The organism is Micromonospora sp. R77 (genome assembly GCF_022747945.1).
Lineage (GTDB): Bacteria > Actinomycetota > Actinomycetes > Mycobacteriales > Micromonosporaceae > Micromonospora.
The window spans coordinates 4,791,978-4,811,102 of record NZ_JALDST010000001.1; the positions used below are offsets into that span (position 1 = coordinate 4,791,978).

At 73.6% G+C, this 19,125-nt stretch carries 17 protein-coding genes and 1 riboswitch; of the genes, 10 read left to right on the forward strand and 7 right to left on the reverse strand.

Features of this window, described 5'->3' with window-relative positions:
• Positions 1–17: 17 nt before the first annotated feature.
• Together MRQ36_RS22605 and MRQ36_RS22610 are read right to left on the reverse strand one after the other, a co-directional pair.
• Positions 18–1,364 carry a uracil-xanthine permease family protein gene (locus MRQ36_RS22605; RefSeq protein WP_242798431.1) on the reverse strand — a complete coding sequence of 449 codons (1,347 nt, stop codon included), beginning with the start codon at positions 1,362–1,364 and terminating at the stop codon, positions 18–20.
• 104 nt (positions 1,365–1,468) lie between these two features.
• Positions 1,469–2,104, reverse strand: a complete 636-nt coding sequence (locus MRQ36_RS22610; RefSeq protein WP_242798433.1) for an alpha-ketoglutarate-dependent dioxygenase AlkB — start codon at positions 2,102–2,104, stop codon at positions 1,469–1,471.
• Positions 2,105–2,202: 98 nt separating this feature from the next.
• Between MRQ36_RS22610 and MRQ36_RS22615 the strand changes: the two genes are divergently transcribed.
• Both MRQ36_RS22615 and MRQ36_RS22620 read left to right on the forward strand, forming a co-directional pair.
• On the forward strand, positions 2,203–3,450 hold the full coding sequence (locus MRQ36_RS22615; protein ID WP_242798435.1) for an acyltransferase: 1,248 nt from the start codon (positions 2,203–2,205) through the stop codon (positions 3,448–3,450).
• 174 nt (positions 3,451–3,624) lie between these two features.
• Positions 3,625–3,798: a hypothetical protein gene (locus MRQ36_RS22620; RefSeq protein ID WP_242798437.1), complete on the forward strand. Its 174-nt coding sequence runs from the start codon at positions 3,625–3,627 to the stop codon at positions 3,796–3,798.
• A 519-nt stretch (positions 3,799–4,317) separates the two neighbouring features.
• Here the strand turns inward: MRQ36_RS22620 and MRQ36_RS22625 are convergent.
• Positions 4,318–4,521 carry a hypothetical protein gene (locus tag MRQ36_RS22625; protein ID WP_242798439.1) on the reverse strand — a complete coding sequence of 68 codons (204 nt, stop codon included), beginning with the start codon at positions 4,519–4,521 and terminating at the stop codon, positions 4,318–4,320.
• Positions 4,522–4,552: 31 nt separating this feature from the next.
• Here MRQ36_RS22625 and MRQ36_RS22630 point away from each other — a divergent pair, with 31 nt between their 5' ends.
• The 3 genes from MRQ36_RS22630 (at position 4,553) to MRQ36_RS22640 (ending at position 7,528) form a co-directional block, all read left to right on the forward strand.
• Complete coding sequence (locus MRQ36_RS22630; protein ID WP_242798441.1) at positions 4,553–5,125, forward strand: hypothetical protein; 573 nt, start codon at positions 4,553–4,555, stop codon at positions 5,123–5,125.
• A gap of 291 nt (positions 5,126–5,416) precedes the next feature.
• Positions 5,417–5,559, forward strand: a riboswitch (cyclic di-AMP (ydaO/yuaA leader).
• Between the two features lie 231 nt (positions 5,560–5,790).
• The gene (locus MRQ36_RS22635) at positions 5,791–6,645 is read left to right on the forward strand and encodes a C39 family peptidase (protein WP_242798443.1); all 855 of its coding nucleotides are present in this window, start codon (positions 5,791–5,793) and stop codon (positions 6,643–6,645) included.
• A gap of 199 nt (positions 6,646–6,844) precedes the next feature.
• The gene (locus MRQ36_RS22640; RefSeq protein WP_242798445.1) at positions 6,845–7,528 is read left to right on the forward strand and encodes an alpha/beta fold hydrolase; all 684 of its coding nucleotides are present in this window, start codon (positions 6,845–6,847) and stop codon (positions 7,526–7,528) included.
• Between the two features lie 3 nt (positions 7,529–7,531).
• On the opposite strand, the gene MRQ36_RS22645 is transcribed toward MRQ36_RS22640, so the two are convergent.
• From MRQ36_RS22645 to MRQ36_RS22660, 4 genes are all read right to left on the reverse strand, one after another.
• A complete protein-coding gene (locus tag MRQ36_RS22645; RefSeq protein ID WP_242798447.1) occupies positions 7,532–9,238 on the reverse strand; it encodes a CDP-glycerol glycerophosphotransferase family protein in 1,707 nt (568 codons plus the stop codon).
• 30 nt (positions 9,239–9,268) lie between these two features.
• Positions 9,269–10,801 (reverse strand): bifunctional cytidylyltransferase/SDR family oxidoreductase, encoded by a 1,533-nt coding sequence (locus MRQ36_RS22650; RefSeq protein WP_242798449.1) that lies wholly within the window; start codon positions 10,799–10,801, stop codon positions 9,269–9,271.
• Between the two features lie 140 nt (positions 10,802–10,941).
• A complete protein-coding gene (locus MRQ36_RS22655; RefSeq protein WP_242798451.1) occupies positions 10,942–11,742 on the reverse strand; it encodes an ABC transporter ATP-binding protein in 801 nt (266 codons plus the stop codon).
• The gene (locus MRQ36_RS22660; protein WP_242798453.1) at positions 11,735–12,637 is read right to left on the reverse strand and encodes an ABC transporter permease; all 903 of its coding nucleotides are present in this window, start codon (positions 12,635–12,637) and stop codon (positions 11,735–11,737) included. The genes MRQ36_RS22655 and MRQ36_RS22660 overlap by 8 nt, the downstream gene beginning before the upstream one ends.
• Positions 12,638–12,804: 167 nt before the next feature.
• On the opposite strand from MRQ36_RS22660, the gene MRQ36_RS22665 reads away from it, so the two are divergent.
• The 5 genes from MRQ36_RS22665 (at position 12,805) to MRQ36_RS22685 (ending at position 19,118) form a co-directional block, all read left to right on the forward strand.
• On the forward strand, positions 12,805–13,437 hold the full coding sequence (locus tag MRQ36_RS22665) for a TetR/AcrR family transcriptional regulator (protein WP_242798455.1): 633 nt from the start codon (positions 12,805–12,807) through the stop codon (positions 13,435–13,437).
• A 163-nt stretch (positions 13,438–13,600) separates the two neighbouring features.
• Positions 13,601–14,710: a DegT/DnrJ/EryC1/StrS aminotransferase family protein gene (locus MRQ36_RS22670; protein WP_242798457.1), complete on the forward strand. Its 1,110-nt coding sequence runs from the start codon at positions 13,601–13,603 to the stop codon at positions 14,708–14,710.
• Complete coding sequence (locus MRQ36_RS22675; protein ID WP_242798459.1) at positions 14,707–15,732, forward strand: Gfo/Idh/MocA family protein; 1,026 nt, start codon at positions 14,707–14,709, stop codon at positions 15,730–15,732. The genes MRQ36_RS22670 and MRQ36_RS22675 overlap by 4 nt, the downstream gene beginning before the upstream one ends.
• A gap of 32 nt (positions 15,733–15,764) precedes the next feature.
• Positions 15,765–17,426: a glycosyl transferase family 1 gene (locus MRQ36_RS22680; protein WP_242798461.1), complete on the forward strand. Its 1,662-nt coding sequence runs from the start codon at positions 15,765–15,767 to the stop codon at positions 17,424–17,426.
• A 57-nt stretch (positions 17,427–17,483) separates the two neighbouring features.
• A complete protein-coding gene (locus tag MRQ36_RS22685) occupies positions 17,484–19,118 on the forward strand; it encodes a glycosyltransferase family 4 protein (protein WP_242798463.1) in 1,635 nt (544 codons plus the stop codon).
• Positions 19,119–19,125: the final 7 nt, after the last annotated feature.

The window sequence follows — 19,125 nt, forward strand, 5'->3', positions numbered from 1 at the left end:
GTCGGCCCTTCGGCCGGTCAGAGTTCGGGTTCCGGTCCCCGGCGGGTGTCGGGGGTGGTGCCGCGGAGGTGGGCCACCAGGCGCATGCCGTGGTGGATGACCAGGGCGGCGGCGGTGCCGAGGGCGATGCCGTTGAAGGAGAGGTCGCCGACGGTCAGGGTGTAGTTGGCCGCCCCGACGATCACCGCGACGGCGGCGGTCATCAGGTTGACCGGGTCGTGGAAGTCGACCCGGTTCTCGATCCAGATCCGCGCGCCGAGGACGGCGATCAGGCCGTACAGCGCGGTGGTCGCGCCGCCGAGCACCCCGGCCGGCACGGTGAGGATCAGCGCGCCGAACTTCGGGCTCAGCCCGAGCAGCACGGCCGCCACCCCGGCCACCCAGTACGCGGCCGTCGAATACACCCGGGTCGCCGCCATCACGCCGATGTTCTCCGCGTACGTGGTGGTGCCGGAGCCGCCGCCGGAGCCGGCGAGCACGGTGGCCAGGCCGTCGCCGAGGAACGCCCGGCCCAGCTGCCGGTCGAGGTTGCGGCCGGTCATCGCGGCCACCGCCTTGACGTGCCCGGCGTTCTCCGCGACCAGCACCAGGATCACCGGGATGACCAGCACCACCGCGCGGAGGCTGAAGCTGGGTGCGTGGAACTGGGGCAGCCCGACCCAGGCGGCCTCCTTCAGCCCGGTGACCGCCTTCGGGTCGAGGCCGCCGACGAGCGCGGCGAGCAGCCAGCCGACCACCACGCCGAGCAGGATGGAGAGCCGGGCCAGGAATCCCCGGAAGAAGACCGTGGCCAGCAGGATCGCCGCCAGGGTGGCCACCGCGATCAGCGGCTGGGCCTTCACCCCGGTGCCGCTGCCGCCGCCGTCCCAGGCGACCGGGGCCAGGTTGAGCCCGATCAGGGCGACGATCGCGCCGGTCACCACCGGCGGCATCAGCGCGTCGATCCACCGCGCCCCGGCGAGCTGCACGACCACGCCGACCAGGGCCAGCGCCGCGCCGGCCACCACGATGCCGCCGAGCGCCGGGCCGATGTCGCCGCCGGCCTTCGCGGCCAGCACCGGCGCGATGAAGGCGAACGACGAGCCGAGGTACGACGGCAGCCGGTTGCCGGTGATCAGCAGGAAGAGCAGGGTGCCCAGACCGGAGAAGAAGAGCGTGGTGGCCGGCGGGAAGCCGGTGATCAGCGGCACGGTGAAGGTGGCGCCGAACATCGCCACCACGTGCTGCACGCCGACGCCGACCGTACGCGGCCAGGAGAGGCGTTCGGCGGGGTGCACCACGTCGCCGGGCCGGATCGCCCGGCCGTCGCCGTGCACCGCCCACGGCGACCAGCGGGAACGCGGCTCGGTGGGGGTCTGGGTCATGGGGTGCCCTTCGCGTCGTCAGGTGACGGGGGCGTGGTCGACCCTGAGAGTTGTTTCTAGCACGCCGCCGGCTGTCTTCCCCGGTCGGCCGGCCGGCGGTGGGGTCAGGCGACGCCGGCGGGGCGGAACTGGACGCTGACCCGTGGGCCGACCGGGCGGGCGGTCTTGGGGATGGTGTGTTCCCAGGTGCGCTGGCAGGAGCCGCCCATCACCACCAGGTCACCGTGGCCGAGCGGGAACCGCAGGCTGGCCCCGCCGCCGCGCGGGCGCAGCAGCAACGGGCGCGGCGAACCGAACGAGACGATGGCGACCATGGTGTCGGTGTGCGCGGAGCGGCCCAGGGTGTCACCGTGCCAGGCGACGCTGTCCCGGCCGGTGCGGTAGAGGCACATCCCGGCGGTGACGAAGGGCTCACCGAGTTCCGGCGCGTAGTGCTCGGTCAGCGCCGCCCGGGCTTGGGTGAGCACCGGGTGGGGCAGGGGCCGGCCGGCGCCGTACCAGCAGAGCAGTCGGGGGACGTCGACCTCGGCGTCCCACATGGTGCGGCGTTCGGCCCGCCAGGGCACCTCGTGCAGCAGGGTGTCGAGCACCGCGTCGGAGCCGCGCACCCAGCCGGGCAGGTGGTCCACCCAGGCGCCCCGGCTCAGCTCGTACCGGCGCAACCGGCCGGCGAGCGGGCCCAGGGTCGGGCCCTGCTCGGTGAGGTCCAGCATCGAGGGCTGGTAGGCGACGTCGGACACGCGGCCGATGCTACCCGATTCTTCGAACAGGCGTACGACAGCCTGTCCGGGCCGGGCGGTGCGGCCGGCGGGAGATACCTGCCGGTATGGTGCCCGGCATGACCAGCGCCCCGACCACCGCTGCGGCCGTCGTGGCGCCGGCCGCCCCACCACCGGCCCGACTGCCCTCCCTGACCGGGCTGCGCTGGATCGCCGCGCTGCTGGTCTTCGGCTTCCATGCCGCCACCATGCGGATCATCGCGGAGCCCGACTACAAGGCGGTGGTGGACCGGGTGTTCGCCCTCGGCCTGTCCGGGGTCGAGTTCTTCTTCATCCTCAGTGGATTCGTGCTGGTCTGGTCGTTCCGCCCCGGCGAGCGGCGGCGCACCTTCCTGCGCCGGCGGCTGGCCAAGATCTATCCGAACCACCTGCTGATGTGGGCCGTGGTGCTGCTCGTCGGGCTCTGGTTCGCCGATCCGGTCAACCTCTGGGCGGCGGCCGGTAACCTGCTCCTGCTCCAGGCCTGGAACCCCACGCCCGGCTACTTCTACAGCGTCAACACGGTGAGCTGGTCGCTCTCCTGCGAGCTGTTCTTCTATCTCTGTCTGCCCTTCGCGCTGCCGGTGCTGCGCCGGCTGCGACCCGCCGCGCTGTGGGCGGTGGTGGTGGCCGCGCCGCTGCTGATCGTGGCGCTCTGGCCCGGGCAGCGGCTGGTGCCGGAGGAGAGCCGCTGGTGGTTCACCCAGGTCTTCCCGGTGGTGCGGTCGCTGGAGTTCTGGATGGGCGTGGCCGCCGCCGAGCTGATGCGGCGCGGCCGGTGGCGGGGACCGAACCTGACCCTGGCCAGCCTGATCTTCGTGACCACCTGGTTCGTGGCCGCCCAGTGGGTCCGCGCGGAGCTGTGGGCGGCGCTGCTGGCGGTGGCGTACCTCCTGGTCATCACGGCCGCGGCCGACGCGGACGTGCGGGGCCGGCGCACGCCGTGGCGGTCCCGGCCGATGGTCTGGCTCGGCGAGGTCTCCTTCGCCTTCTATCTCGTGCACGTCTTCGTGATGATGACGGCGCTGCGACTGACCGGGCACTGGGGCACCGGCCTGCCCGGCTGGTGGGGGCCGCTGGCGGTGCTCGGCTTCCTGGTGGTGAACCTGCTGCTCGCCGGTGCCCTGCACCGCTGGGTCGAGACCCCGATGATGCGCCGGCTCGGCCCGTCCCGCCGGCCCCGGCCGTCAGTCCCGGTCCAGCGGGCGCCGTCCGGCCCGGCCGTCCGCGCCCACCCGGCAGATCGAGTACGCCGGCCGGCGCGACCCGGCCTGACCGGAGCGCCCGGCCCGGCCGCAGCCCTGCCCGGCGGGCTGCCGGACCTCTGATCGACGTCGGCTCGGCGTGCCGGCGGCGGCCGGCCGTGCGCCGGCCGTCCACTACGAACCTGATGACGAAGATGAATCGGCGCGGACCGTCCACCCTGATCAGTGCCGCGATCGGGCCGGCGCGACACGCCCGGCGGCGGTGCGGGGCGGCGGCATCGGCGGTAGCGTGAAGGCGTGCTTCCGGTCGCGCTCACCTGTCCCGTGTGGTGGGTGGCGCGGTGGATCACCCGCATGCTCACCAGCCTGGCCGTGGCGGTCGCCTGCACCCTCGGCGCGACGGCGCTGCCCGCCCAGGCCGCGCCGCCCTGGACGGCCCCGGCCGGCGAGGCCGCCCTCGTCCGCCGCTGATGACTGGTCCGCCGCGGCACTACCGACCCGCTGGCTGCGGCCCACGCCGACCACCGTCACCGGTCACGCCGCCACCCACCCTGCGGGCTCCGGTCACGGCATCTTCCACACCGCCGGCCGGGTCGCGCCGCCACCCGCGCCGCCGGTTCCGGTCACGCCGTCGCGGCCACGGCCGACGCCGGTCGGGCGGTCGATGCCAGGGGCGGCTCCGGACAGGTGGTCACCGCCCCGGCCCGCGTCGGCCACTCGGCCACCGGCACGGCCGACTCCCGCCCGCCGCCGTCGGCGACCTGCCGGCCCGGGTGGCGGCTCGCGGGGCGCGCGCGCACCGGCCGTACCGGGCACCCCGCAGCACCTCGCGGGCGGGTCGGCACCGTCGGCCCTCGGCTCCCGCGCCCCGCCGGCCCGCTGACGTCGTGCGGGCGGTCGCCCGCGAGCACGCACCACCCGACCTCACCCCCGTATGCACCCGGCGGCACCCGTACCGGTCGTGCCCGTCTCCGGGTCCTGCGGACCTCTTCACCACATCCGCTCCGTGAGGTGCCGACCATGCAGACCGTTCTGTACCAGTTCCTGATCGAGGTCCCGGAGGCCGCCGCCATCTGGTCGGCCCTGCTCCTGCTCGCCCTGCTCCTGCTCGCGGTGCTGGTCGCCCGCCCCGAGCGGGACACCCCGACCGACGACGAGCCGGCCGTCGACCCGGCGGTGGCACAGGCGGCCCAACTGGCCGACCTGCGCCGCTACTGCCGACGAGGTGGCCGTCGCCGCCGCCGGGGCGGCGGAGAACGCCCGCCGGCACCGCGAGCGCTGGCTGGTCGCCCAGGCGGAGGTGGACCGGGCCTGGCGGACGTACGACGAGGCGGAGGTGGCCGCCCGACGCTCGCCGGTGCCGTACTGCCCGCGCCGCGCACCGCGCACCCCGGCCGAGTACGCGTCCCGGGAGCGCTGGCTGCACCACGCCGCGATGACGGCGCACTGGCGGGGCGACCTGACCGCCCGGCAACTCGCCGACGTGCTCGCCCACCGCAACGGGTGGGACCCGCGCCGGCACCCCGCCGAGCAGGAGATCGTGCTGGCCCGGGCGGTACGCGACGGCCGGTCGGCCGGGTACCGGGCCGCCGCCGAGCGGGAGCAGCGGGCGTGGCGGGACGCCGAACTGGCCGCCGAGTCGGCCCGTGCCCTGGCTGTGGAGGCGTACGCGGCGGCGGAGCGGCTGCGCCCCGGCATCGTCCCGGTACGCCGGTCCGAGGCGGTGACCCAGACCTTCGCCCCGGTCGGCGCGCCCGTCCCGCGGACCGCCCGGTGGCGGCCGGCGCGGGTTGGCTGAATTGTGACGTGAAACTGCCGGACCGGATCGCCCCGGAATCGAAAAACGGTCATCCGGGGCGTGGCGGTCCATGCCGTCCCAGGTTGCCGGGTCACCCGCTCCCCGTATGTCCGGTAATCGACCGCCGTTCCTTTCTCGGCTGCTCGTCCCATTGAGTGACGTCAGTGACCTGTCTGTTCCGGTCGGATCCGCAATGTTCGACGTTTACGCAGGTGGGAGCGCTTGGCAGGGCGCGTACCCGCCGGTAGTGTCGGCGCGTCCGGTGCGGTTTCCGATCGCAAGAGGCGACGCCGCGCCGACCCGCTCAATCGTGATCTTCTGCGAACCGGGGACCCATGCACATCCGGGGTGAATCCGCGGGCCACGGCCCGCGGTAGGGCGATCTTCCCGCCCGAATCCGTCAGCTAACCCGGTAGGCGGTGTCGGAAGGAGTTCCGTCTTCGTGCAGCACTCTGCCACCCCTCGACCACACCCCCTCCACGGCGCCGCGGTGCCGTCGCTCGCCCTGTCCGCGAGCTGATACCGGCATCCGCCCGCGCGCCCGACTGACCGGGCGCACCCCTTCCCCGCGGCCCACCCCGCCCACGGATCCGCTCCGTCGCGCGTGAGCATCTCCGCGCGCCGGGCCGGCGTGTGCCGCCCCCACCCCGTGGAGGAAGCCCCCTGTGAAGCACACCCTGAAGCGGCAGCTGCGGCGCCTCGCCACCGAACGTCGCTACCAGATCGTCGCCGGTTCGGCCGCCGCCCTGGTGCTGGCCTCCGGCACCGGCGCCCTGCTGGCGCACGGTGACGACGCCCCCGTCCGCCGGCAGAACACCGCCGCCGTGGCCGACCTGGCCCCGCAGCTCGGTGACGTCGCGGCCGGCACCCAGGCCCGGATCGCCGCCGTCCCGTCCGTCTCGCCCAGCGCTCCGGCGTCGCCCAGCGCCTCGCCCTCGGCGAAGCCGACCAGCGCCAGGCCGACCACGGCCAAGCCGGACCCGGACACCACCCGCAAGGCGGCACCGAAGCCGCCGTCGAAGAAGGTCCTCGACTACACCTACGAGGCACAGACCACGTACTACAACTGCGGCCCGGCTGCGGTGCGCAACGCGCTGAGCGCCGCCGGCATCGAGCGGACCCAGGACGAGCTGGCCGTCGCGCTGGGCACCACCGAGATGGGCACCAACTCGGCCGAGGACACCACCCGGGTGCTCAACCAGCAGGTCAAGGGCAACCCGTACCGGACCCGGATGATCGAGGGCAGCCCGAGCGCGGCGCAGACCGACCGGCTGCGGGCCGACGTGGTCGCGGCGGTCAGCAAGGGCCGGGCCGTGGTGGCCAACGTCGCCGGCGACGCCACCGACACCGACGGCGGCTGGCACTCCTTCCCGGGCGGCCACTACATCGCCGTGGTGGGCTACTCCGACGACGGCCGGACCGTGCGGATCGCCGACTCGGCGGACCCGTCGCTGCCGGCGTACTGGATCAGCACCGTCGAGCTGGCCAACTGGATGGCCACCCGCGGCTACTCCGCCTGATCAACCCCGTTCACCCGTCGGGCGTCGGCTCCTGGAGCCGGCGCCCGACGTCGTCGTCCCCCGGGCCCTCCCCTCGCCGGGTGTCGGATGTCCGCTCTCGCGCGTGGTGTCCGGCCGGTGGCACACTGCGGCGCATGACCGACGACACGGGTGCCCGGCACCTGCTGCTGCTGCACGGGATGGGTGCCACCGGCGAGGTGTGGCTGCCCTGGGCCCCGCTGCTGGAACAGCGCTGGGCGGGCCGGTGGCTCGCCCCCGACCTGGCCGGCCACGGCTGGTCGCCGCCGCTGCCCGCGTACACCTTCGCCGGCCTGGCCGGCGGGTGGCGGCCGACCTGCGGCCGGTCGCCGAGCGGCTGGTCCCCGCGACCGGCTGGTGGTGCTCGGGCACTCGCTCGGCGGGGTGGTGGGGCGCGCTGGCCGCGCGGAGCGTCGGCCTGCCGGTCGACGCGGTCGTCGGGCTCGGCATCAAGACGGTCTGGTCGCCCGCCGAGCTGGCGAAGGCCGCGGAGCTGGCGGCGCGGCCGGTGACCTGGTTCGCCACCCGGGACGAGGCGGCCCGCCGTTACCTGCGGGTGGCCGGCCTGACCGGGCTCTTCGCGCCGGAACACCCGGCGGTCGACGCCGGGCTGCGGCGCGAGGACGGCCGGTGGCGGCTGGCGATGGACCCGGCGGTCTTCGCCGTCGGTGAGCCGCACCTGCCGGCGCTGCTCGCCGCGACCGACGCGCCGGTGCTGCTGGCCCGCGGCGAGCACGACCCGATGGTCACCGACGCCCAGCTCAAGGAGTACGGCGTACCGGTGGCCACCCTGCCCGGCCTCGGCCACAACGCCCACGTCGAGGACCCGGCGGCCGTCCTCGACCTGCTCGACGCCTACCGCTGAGGGTCAGGCGGTGGGGGAGAGGTCCCGCTCGGCGCTGCCCGGGGCGCGCGGGGTCGGCGGGTTCCACTCCGGTTCCAGCTCCCGCCGGGCGGCGTCGAGGAAACCGTCGGCGTACGCCTCGGCCGGGAAGTCGCCCAGGTAACGCCGACGGGTCTCCCACCGCGCCGACGCCAGCGGATCGGTGTCCAGCAGCCGGGTCAGCACGTCGTCGACGTTCGACATGTCCCGCCGCAGCACGTAGCCGGTGCCGGCGAGCGGGAACCGGGCCACGAAGTCGTCCCCGTCCACGCCGGTGTCGGTCACCGCGTACGGCTTGCCGGAGTAGAGGTAGTCGGAGATGACGCCCGACACGTCGGAGATCAGCGCGTCGGAGCGGTTCACGCAGTCGGTGAGGGACAACTCCCGGGCCGCCGCCGCGCCCCACAGGTGCGCCCGGCCGGTCTTCGCCCGGTCCGCGGCGAGCAGCTCGGTGAGGCGGGCCAGCTGCCGCGCCGACGCCGGGTTCTGCGAGGTGTACGGGTGGGCCCGCAGGATCACCGTGGCGCCGCGCGCCAGCAGCCGGCGGACCACCGTCTCGGCGACCGGCAGCGAGCAGTAGTTCGCGTCGGCGTTGTGCCCGGTCCAGGTGGGGGTGTAGAGCACGGTCGGGTGGGCGAGCCCGGGGGTGGGCTGCCGGCGTACCTCGATCGACTCCACCTGGGGGCGGCCGACCACGACGAACTTCTCGGCGGGGATCTCCACGCCCGCGCGGGCGTACCGCTCGACGGCGGCCGGCCCGGCCACGAAGATCCGGTCGAAGATCGCCGAGACCGGGTTGGCGCTGGGCGCCTTGTCGCTGTCGCCGTGGTGCAGCTGCACGTGGGTGAGCTGGGAGAAGCGGATGCAGTGGCTGTTCTTCGCGCCGTGGTTGACGTAGAACGCCACCCGCAGGCTCGGCACCAGCGCCTCGTCGAGGGTCTTGATGGTGGGGCAGAAGAGCACCGGGGCGCGGGTGGCGGCGGCGACGGTCGGCAGGAACTCCGGCTCGCGCAGCACCACCAGGAACGGCCGGCCGAGCCGTTCCAGGTAGGGCAGCCACATGGTGACCTGGTATTCCGACCCGGGCGGGGCGGAGAAGTAGAGCACGAACTCGGGCTGGTGGCGGCGCAGCGCGCGACCCACCGGCCCGCCACCGGCCGGCGGCCGGAACCGCCGCCGGGCCAGGTCCAGGCCGACCGCCGCGCAGCCGGCCCCGACCAGCAGCGCGGCGACCAGCGCGACCCAGGCGGGCAGCACCAGGGCGGCGGCGACCGCGACGAGACCGAGCAGCACCAGCAGCGCGTCGCCGAGCCGCTCGGCGACCAGCGGGGTCCAGGTGCGGACCGGCAGGTTGGCGGCCCGCAGCTCCAGCGCGCCCGCCTGGCGCAGCGGCCCGACCAGCAGCACCAGGCCGAGCAGGACCAGCGCGGTGGCGGCCAGCGCCGGGTCGAAGCCGTCGTCGAGCCGGCGGGCGTAGCCGACCAGGATGCCCGCCGCGACCAGGACCGACTCGGCCACGCCGTCGGCGCCCGGCCGGATCCGGCGTTCCACGGCGGCGGCGGCGAGGGCGGCCACCGCGATCGCCAGCCCCCACCCGGTCGCCCCGGTGAGGGCCAGCACGAGGAACGCCAGCACCGCCAGCCCGGTGGTCAGCACCCGGGCGAGCAGCTTCCGGACCAGGTCACCACGCATGTCGGTCGTCCGTTCCGGTGCTCGGGTGGGTCAGGCGTCCACGTCGGCGGGCAGCTCCGACGCGGGCGCGCCGGGCTGGGCCGGAACCGCCGCGACCGGCGCGGCGGGCACCGCGGCGACCTGCTCACCGCCGGGGTCCCGGCGTACGTCGATGACCTGGCCGGTCAGGTCGGAGATGAGCACGTCCAGCGACGCCTGGGCGACCGCCTCGGAGGAGAGCAGCGTGCCCTCCGGCTCCTCGCCGAACGCCTTCGTCCGCATCGGGGTGGCGGTGCGCTCCGGGTTGACGCAGTTGACCCGTACGCCGAACTCCGCCCACTCGTCGGCGAGCGCCTGGGTCAGGTTGACCAGCGCGGCCTTGGTGGCGGAATAGAGCGCGTAGCGGGCCCGGCCCCGGGTGTAGGAGCTGGAGGTGTAGAGCAGCAGCTGCCCCTTGGTCTGCTGGAGGTAGGGCAGCGACTGCCGGGCGATCGTCACCGGGCCGACGAAGTTGACGTGCAGGAGCCGGTCCATGGTCTCCTCGTCCATCTCCGCGAGGGCCCCCTTCTCCAGGATGCCGGCGGTGACCACGACATGGTCGATCCGGCCGGTGGCCTCGAAGGCGGTCTTCAGCGCGGCCGACACGTCCTCGGCCCGCTCGACGTGGGTGCCGGTGCTGGAGCGGCTGAACGGGAAGACCTGCGCGCCGTGCCGGCGGGCCAGTTCGGTGAGGTCGTGGCCGATGCCGTAGCTGCCGCCGAAGACCACGATGGTCCGGCCGGTGAGCTCCTCGGCGTAGCCGTGGTTGGTCAGCCGGGGGGCCTGCGCCGCGGCGAGCTGGAAGAGCTTGTCCGCCAGGTGCACGTCGACCGGGTGGGTGACCTTGATGTTCTCGTCGGAGCCGTCGATCACCTTGATCGGCGTGCCGGGCAGGTAGCGCAGCACCACGCCGCAGTCGTCGGTGGCGGCGAAGTCCGGGTCGCCCGCGGCCCGCCGGTACGCCTCCCGGATGGTGCCGGAGCGGAACGCCTGCGGGGTCTGGCCCCGGCGCAGCGTCGAGCGGACCGGGATGTCGGTGATGCACTCGTCGGCGTCGACCTGGATGATCGTGTCGGCGGACGGGATCGCCACGTCGACCGCCGAGTAGGTCCAGAGCGCGTTCACGCACTCCCGGACGATCCGGGCGCTGACCAGGGGCCGGACCGCGTCGTGGAAGAGGATGTTGACGTCGCCCTCGCCGACCGCGTCCAGCGCGATCCGGGTGGTGGCGTTGCGGGTGTCCCCGCCCTCGATCACCCGGGTCACCTTGCGGAAGCCGGCGTTCGCCACGATCCGCTGCGCGTCGGCGACGTGCCCGGTGGCCATCAGCACGATGATCTCGTCGATCTCCGGCGCGGCCTCGAACACGGCCAGGGTGTGCTCGATGATCGGCTTACCGGCGATCTTCAGCAGCTGCTTGGGGATGCCCAGCCCTAGCCGGGTCCCGGTGCCCCCCGCGAGGATCACGGCCACCGTACGCGAGGGGCGCCAGGGTGCCGGGCTCGCCGGCGCGGCGTCCGGTGCGGTGGTGCGGTCCTGCGTCATTGCCGTTCCTCACTTCTGCGGGGGGTGGTGGGGTTTACGCCTGGATGACCGGCTGGTGAACTTTCGCCGGCAACCTGAAAACCTTAACGCGTACGGCGGAGCGCACCGACCGGGCGACCCGGCCGGTGCGCTCCGCCGTGCTACTTCTGGTTCTCGTACGCGTCGCAGACCTCTTCGGTGGGGCCGTCCATCTTCAGCACGCCGCTCTCCAGCCAGATGGTGCGCTCGCAGGTGTCCCGGATCGAGCCGATCGAGTGGCTGACCAGGAAGACGGTGCCGGCGCTGTCGCGCAGCTCCCGGACCCGCTGCTCGCTGCGGACCCGGAACTTGCGGTCGCCGGTGGCGAGGGCCTCGTCGATCAGCAGGACGTCGTGCTTCTTCGCCGAGGAGATGGCGAAGCGCAGCCGGGCGCCCATGCCGGAGGAGTAGGTGCGCATCGGCAGCGAGGCGAAGTCGCCGCGCTCGTTGATCCCGGAGAACTCGATGATCTCCGGGGCGATCCGCTTGACCTCCTCGGGCGGCATGCCCATGGCCAGGCAGCCGAGCACCACGTTACGCTCGCCGGAGAGGTCGTTGAGCAGGGCCGCGTTCACGCCGAGCAGCGACGGCTGGCCCATCGTGTAGACCGCGCCGCGGGCCGGGGGGAGCAGGCCGGCGATGGCCCGCAGCAGGGTCGACTTGCCGGAGCCGTTGCTGCCGATCAGCCCGATGGCCTCACCCTGGTACGCGGTGAAGCTCACGCCCTTGACCGCGTGCACCTCGCGGATGTTCGGCGCGCTGGTGCGGGAGACGATGCGCTTGAGGGCGGAGACCGGGGTCGTGCCGCCGGTGGCGCCCTTGTGGATCTTGTAGATCACGTGCACGTCGTCCACCACGACGGTGGGGATCCGGGCCTGGTCCGTCCCGACGGCGTCGCTCGTCAACTGGGTCTGGTCAGCCACGGCCGTACTCCTTCTCTCCGCGCCAGAAGTAGACGAAACCACCGACGCCCATCACCAGCGCCCAGGCCACCGCCATCACCCACAACCGGGTCGGTGTCGAGACCAGATTGGTCTGGTTGGACTCCAGCAGCGCGTAGCGGGCCAGCTCGATGAAGATCAGCGGCGGGTTCGCCTCCAGCAGGGTGGCGGCCCAGTGCGGCAGGTGCTCCCGGAACAGCGCCACCGGGTAGAGCACGCCGGAGGCGTACAGCCAGGTCCGCATCACGAACGGCATGACCTGCTTGAGGTCGGTGATCTTGGAGCCGAGCCGGGCCATCACCATGGTCAACCCGATGTTGAAGATCGTCTGGAGCAGCAGCATGGGCGCGATCAACAGCCAGCGGAAGGTCAGCGGCTCGCCGGTCAGCAGCACGATGACCGCGAGCACCACCATCGACATGAGCAGCTGCTGGAGCTGCACCAGGGTGACGGTGATCGGCAGCGCCGCCCGGGGGAACTGGAGGGCCCGGATCAGGCCCAGGTTGCCGGTGATCGCGCTGGTGCCGTTCTGCACCGCGGTCTGGGTGAACATGAAGATGAACACACCGGTGCAGAGGTACGCGATGAAGTTCGACGTGTTGCGGTGGGACGAGACGATCACACCGAAGACCAGGTAGTAGACCGCCGCGTTGGTCAGCGGGGTCAGCACCTGCCAGAGCTGCCCGAGCTGTGTCTGGCTGAGCGACGAGGCGACCTTCGCCCGCGAGTACGCGGTCATGAAGTGTCGGTACGCCCACAGCTTGCGGGTGTATTCGGCCAGGGGTGGGCGTTCCCCGGCGACCCGCAGCCCGTACCGCTGCGCGAGCTGGGCCTGGGTCAGCCCGGAGTCGGGGTCGGCCACCGCGGTGTTGGCCATGGTCAGGTGCTCCGATCTTTCGTGCCGATGGGGAGCAGTGGAAGGAAGGGTGTCGCAGCGATGAAATCTAGCCTGCCGGGGTCCTGCCGCCGCCTCGCCGCTGCGTGGAAGGTAGTCCAAAACACGTCGGGACGCAACCGTACCGTCGTTGCGCTACATTGTTCCACGTGACGACCGAGAAGAGGCGTGCCCCGGCCGGTGCGGCGGTGCTGCGTGGTGAGATCACCACGGCCATCCGTACTGCCGTCATGCAGGAGTTGGCGGAGGTCGGCTACGGCCGGCTCTCGATCGAGGCGGTGGCCCGCCGGGCCGGGGTGAGCAAGACGGCGATCTATCGCCGCTGGCGTTCCAAGCTCGACCTGGTGCTGGACATGGTCTCCGCCGTGGCGGGCCGCAACCTGCCCCTGCTGGACACCGGCAGCCTCCTGGGCGACCTGGAGATCCTGCTGCACGTCATGTCCCGCGCGCTGCGCCACCGGCTGGCCTCGCAGATCATCCCGGACCTGCTGGCCGAGGCCGCCCGCAACCCGCAGATCGGCGAGAAGCTCCAGGCGGCGCTGAACGACTACCAGCAGGCGGTCGGCCGGATCCTGATCGGCCGGGCGGTCGAGCGCGGCGAACTCGCCCCGGACACCGACCCCCGGCTGGCGGTCGACCTGATCGTCGGCCCGATCTACTGGCGGCTGGCGATCGCCCGGGCGCCGATGAGCATGGACGAGGTGCCCCGGCTGGCCGCCGCGATCGTCGCGGGGCTCCGGGTAGCATGCTTGGGGCCCGTTCGCGACGAGGTGGAAGTCTGACCCCCGGCGCCGCGTCCGTGACCAGCCGCACCGGAGGCGCGTTGACCCACTCGGCTGGCCGGTCGAACCACGCGATCACTGACGAATCAGCGAAGCCAGTTACCATCCCCCCTCGGAAGCCGGAAACCCCCCAATGAGCACTTTGTCGACAGGAGGAAGCCCCATGGCTGGGCCGCACTCAGAGTTCATCCCCCCAGCGCGACCGATCATCGGTGAGGCCGAGATCGAAGCGGCTGTCCGGGTGCTGCGGAGCGGCCGGGTCGTACAGGGCCCGGAGGTCGCGGCGTTCGAGGAGGAGTTCGGCGAGCTGGTCGACGGCCGGCACTGCGTCGCCGTCAACTCCGGCACCTCGGCCCTCCAGCTCACCCTGATGGCGCTCGGCCTCGGCCCGGGTGACGAGGTCATCGTGCCCTCGTTCTCCTTCGCCGCCAGCGGCAACGCCGTCCGGCTGGTCGGTGCCGAGCCGGTCTTCGTGGACATCGAGCCGGGCACCTTCTGCGTCGACCCGGAGGCGGTCGCCGCCGCGATCACGCCGAAGACCGCCGCCATCATGCCGGTGCACCTCTACGGCCACCCGGCCGCGATGGACCGGATCATGGCCATCGCGCAGCAGCACGGCCTGGCCGTCGTCGAGGACGCCGCGCAGGCGCACGGCGCCGCGCTGCACGGCACCCCGGTCGGCGCCTTCGGCACCGCCGGCTGCTTCAGCTTCTATCCGACGAAGAACATGCACTCCCTCGAGGGCGGCATGATCACCACCGGGGACGCCGGGCTCGCCCGCACCCTGCGGCTGCTGCGCAACCAGGGCATGGAGCAGCGGTACGCGAACGAGATCGTCGGCGCGAACATGCGGATGACCGACGTGGCCGCCGCCATCGGCCGGGTCCAGCTGCGCCAGCTCGGCGAGTGGACCGAGCAGCGCCGGGCCAACGCCAAGTTCCTCGACTCCGCCATCACCGGCATGGTCACCCCGCCGGTGGCCGACGGCGCCCGGCACGTCTACCACCAGTACACGGTGCGGGTGACGGCCGACCGCGATGCCGCCCAGGCCCGCCTCACCGAGCTGGGCATCGGCAACGCCGTCTACTACCCGACCCCGATCCACCGGCTCAAGCCCTACCTGGACGCGAACGGCCAGCCCGGCCCCTGGCACCTGCCGGAGACCGAGAAGGCCGCCGCCGAGGTGGTCTCGCTGCCGGTGCACCCGTCGCTCAGCCAGTCCGACCTGGAGCGGATCGCCGACGGCGCCAACCTCGCGGGCGGTGCCCGATGAGCGGGGGACGCAAGCTGCGCGCCGGCCTGATCGGCCTCGGCGCGATGGGGCGCAACCACGCCCGGATCCTGTCCAACCTCGACGGCGTCGAGCTGGTCGGCATCGTCGACCCGGCCGGCGACACCACCGGCACCCTGCGCGCCCCGGTCGTGCCCGAACTGGGTGACCTGCTCGCCCTGGGCGTCGACTACGCGGTGGTCGCCTGCCCGACCGCGCTGCACGAGCAGATCGGCCTGGAGCTCGCCGCCAACGGGGTCAGCGCGCTGATCGAGAAGCCCCTCGCGCAGTCCGTCGAGGCGGCCACCCGGCTGGTCGACGCGTTCGAGGCCGCCGGCCTGGTCGCCGGCGTCGGCCACATCGAGCGCTACAACCCGGCGCTGCAGAGCCTGCGTACCCGGCTGGAGGCCGGCGAGCTGGGCGAGGTCTTCCAGGTCGTCACCCGCCGCCAGGGCCCGTTCCCGCACCGCATCGCCGACGTCGGCGTGGTGATGGACCTGGCCACCCACGACATCGACCTGACCGCCTGGGTCACCGGCCAGGAATACACCTCGGTCTCCGCCCGGACGGTCTCCCGCTCCGGCCGGCTGCACGAGGACATGGTCGCCGTGGTCGGCCAGCTCGCCGACGGCACGATGGTCAACCACCTGGTCAACTGGCTGAGCCCGCTCAAGGAGCGGTCCACCGTGGTCACCGGCGACAAGGGCTGCTTCGTGGCCGACACCCTCACCGCCGACCTGACCTTCTATGCCAACGCCGCCATCGACACCGAGTGGGAGGCGCTGCGCGCGTTCCGCGGCGTCGCCGAGGGCGACATGGTCCGCTTCGCGATCCCCAAGCGGGAGCCGCTGCTCGTCGAGCACGAGCGGTTCCGCGACGCGGTCGAGGGCAAGCAGAGCGACATCGTCACGCTGCGGCAGGGTCTGCGTACCGTGCAGGTGGCCGCCGGGCTGCTGGAGTCCGCCTCGGACGGCAAGGTCGTGGCGATCGCCTCCGGCAGTGACGTGGAGCCGGCACTGCGATGAGCCCGGCGCCGGTGCGGCGGACGGGGTCCGCGGTGGGACGGCGGCTCTCCCGGCGGCGGCGCCTCGCGCTCCGCCGGGGGGCCGCCGGCCGCGGCGGACCCTGGGCCGCCGCCTCGGTACGCGAGCGCTGCGCACTGCCCGCCACCACGCCGCTCCTGGTGCACGCGGCCGGCGTCGCCGACGACCGGGCGCTCGACGGGATCCTCCGCGCGCTGTCCCGGCTGCCCACCTTCCACCTGGCCCTGGTGCGGTCCGACGGGGAGCGGGTCGCGGCCGGTGAGCTGGTCCGCGCGGCCGGTACGGCCGCCGACCGGGTGCACGTGGTGCCGCGTCCCCGTCGGGTGACGCCCGCGTTCCTCGCCTCCGCCGACGTGGCCCTGCTCGGCGTCGTCGACGGCGGGGACGAGGGACCTCTGGTGCCCGCCGTCCTCGACACCTACCTGGCCGCCGGCCTGCCGGTGGTGGCGGGCGACACCCGGGCGGTGCGGGAACAGCTCGCCGGGCCGGGCCCGGTGGAGCTCTTCGCCCCCGGCTCGCTGCCCTCGTTCGTCCACGCCGTGGAGCGGGTGTGGGACCTGACCCGTGAACCGGCCCCCGCCGATCCGGCGCCGGTCGCGCCCGTCGAGGCCGGCACCCCGGGGCGCTGGCGTCCGCTCGGTACGGGGCCGGTCCGGCTCGGCCTCGGCACCGCCAACTACGCCGGTCAACTCTCCGCGCTGGCCGCCGCGATCAGCGCGGCCCGCCCGGACGTCGGCATCGACCTGGTGGTCGCCAAGCCCCCGGCGGCGTACCGGCACCCGGCGGACCGCTATCTCCACTTCCCGGCCGAGCACCGGCTCGACGTGCAGCTGGGCCAGGCCCGTCGGGTGCTCGGCGGCTACACCCACCTGATCGTCGACGCCTTCCGGCCGGTGCTCGGCCGGCTCAACGGCGACGACATCTCGGCGGACCTGCCGGCCCTGCGCCGGGCCGGGATCACGGTCGCGCTGCTGGCCCACGGCAGCGAGATCCGGCACCCGGCGGCCCACCTGGACCGCCACCCCGAGTCCGCGTTCCGGGACGCCCCGCCGGAGCTGCGGGACCGGCTCACCGTGGTGGCCGAGCGGAACCGGCGCACCGCCGAGGAGAGCGGGCTGCCGCTCTTCGTGACCACCCCGGACCTGCTGGCCGACGTGCCCTTCGCCACCTGGGCCCCGCTGGTGATCGACGTCGACGCCTGGTCGTGCGACCGCCCGGTGTTCCAGCGGTCGCGGCCGGTGGTGCTGCACGCGCCGTCGAGCCGGTGGACCAAGGGCACCGACCGGCTCCTGCCCCGGTTGCAGGAGCTGCACGACCGGCGGATCGTGGAGCTGCGGCTGGTCGAGGGGCTGCCCTGGCACGAGATGCGCCAGCAGGTGCAGGACGCCGACATCGTCGTCGACCAGCTGGTGATGGGCAGCTACGGCACCTTCTCCTGCGAGGGCATGGCCGCCGGCAAGGTGGTGGTGGCCTACCTCGACGAGAGCGCCCACCGGGCCGTCGACGTCCGGCCACCGATCGTGAACGCGACCCCGAGCACCCTGACCACGACCCTCGAGATGCTGCTCGACGACCGTCCCGCGGCGGCCGCCCGCGCCGCCGAGGGGCCCCGCTACGTCCATGACCACCACGACGGCCGGCGTACCGCGTCGGTGTTCGACGCGTTCCTCCGGTGACCGCGCCGGTGCTCCGGCCCACCCCTGCAACACCCGTCAACGAGGAGAAGGCACCAGATGCAACCTGTCCCGCGTACCGACGCCCGACCGACCAGGGGGCGGGTGGTGATGCTGGTCGACAACGGGGTCCATGGTGACTCCCGCGTCCAGAAGGCTGCCCGGTCGGCCGCCGAGGCCGGGTGGGAGGTGATCCTCGTCGGCATCCTCAAGGGCCCCAACACCGAGGAGAGCTGGCGGATCGGCGACGCGGAGGTTCGCCTGATCAGGGTTCCCCGGCGGCTCCCGCACCCGGTCACCTACCGTCGCGCGCTGCTGCGCCGGCCGCTGGCGTACCGGCCGGGGCCCCAGGCGAAGCGGAAGCTGAACAAGCTCCGGGCCCGCCGGGACGACCTGAACTTCCGGCTGTCGGAGCTCAAGGTCGCCCGCGCCGAGGGTGGTCCGCGCTGGTCGGAGCTGGCCGGCAAGGCCTGGTTGGCCGCGCCCTACTTCGTCAACAAGGCGATGTTCCAGTGGGTCAAGTTCCGCGGCGCGGAGCTGAAGCGCCTCCAGGCGCACCAGCAGGACCCGAACTCCCGGCTCGACCGGGCGGCCCTGCGGTTCTGGCAGACCCTCAAGGGTGACCGGGCCTGGCGCCGCCTCGACCCGGAGCTGTGGAACTTCGAGCTGGCCTTCGCGCCGGTCGTGGACGAGCTGCAGCCGGACCTCATCCACGCGCACGACTTCCGGATGCTCGGCGTGGGCGCGCGGGCCGCACTGCGGGCGCGGGCCGGTGGGCGGTCCGTCAAGCTCGTCTGGGACGCCCACGAGTTCGTGCCCGGCATCATCGGCCGGCCCACGGACCTGCGCTGGCTGCCCGCCCAGGTCGCGTACGTGCGGGAGCACGCCCCGTACGCCGACGCCGTCATCACCGTCTCCGCCACCCTGGCCGACCTGCTCCGCGAGACGCACGACCTGCCCACGCAGCCGGCGGTGGTGCTGAACGCCCCGCCCGCGGCGCTCACCCCGGAACAGCGCGCCCTGCCGGTGCCGGACATCCGGGCGCTCTGCGGGATCGGCGCGGCCACCCCGCTGCTGGTCTACTGCGGCGGCATCAACCCGTCGCGCGGGGTGGACATCATGATCCGGGGCCTGACCGAGCTGCCCGACGCGCACGTCGCGCTGGTCTCGGTGCACCCCAACGGCAAGGTGCCCATCATGGAGGAGCTGGAGGAGCTCGCCGCCGAGCTGGGCGTGGCGGACCGGGTGCACCTGCTGCCGTACGTGCCGCACTGGCAGGTCTCCGCCTTCGTCGCCCCCGCCGACCTGGGTGTCATCCCGATCCACCACAAGCCCAACCACGAGCTGGCGCTGATCACCAAGTTCTTCGAGTACGCGCACGGCCGGCTGCCCATGGTGGTGAGCGACGTCCGGACCATGGCCGAGGCGACCCGGGCCACCGGCCAGGGTGAGGTGTTCCGGGCCGAGGACCTGGCCGACTACCTGCGGGCCGTCCGGGCGGTGCTGGCCGACCCGCAGCGCTACCGGGCGGCGTACGACCGGCCGGAGTTGCTGGACCGGTGGACCTGGGAGGCGCAGGCCCGGGTGATGGACGAGGTCTACACCGACCTGCTGCCGGACCACCCGAAGGCGGTGCCGGCGCCGGCCGAACCCCCGGCCGTGCCGGTCCAGCGGGCGGCGGTGCCGGTGCGCTGACCGGCAG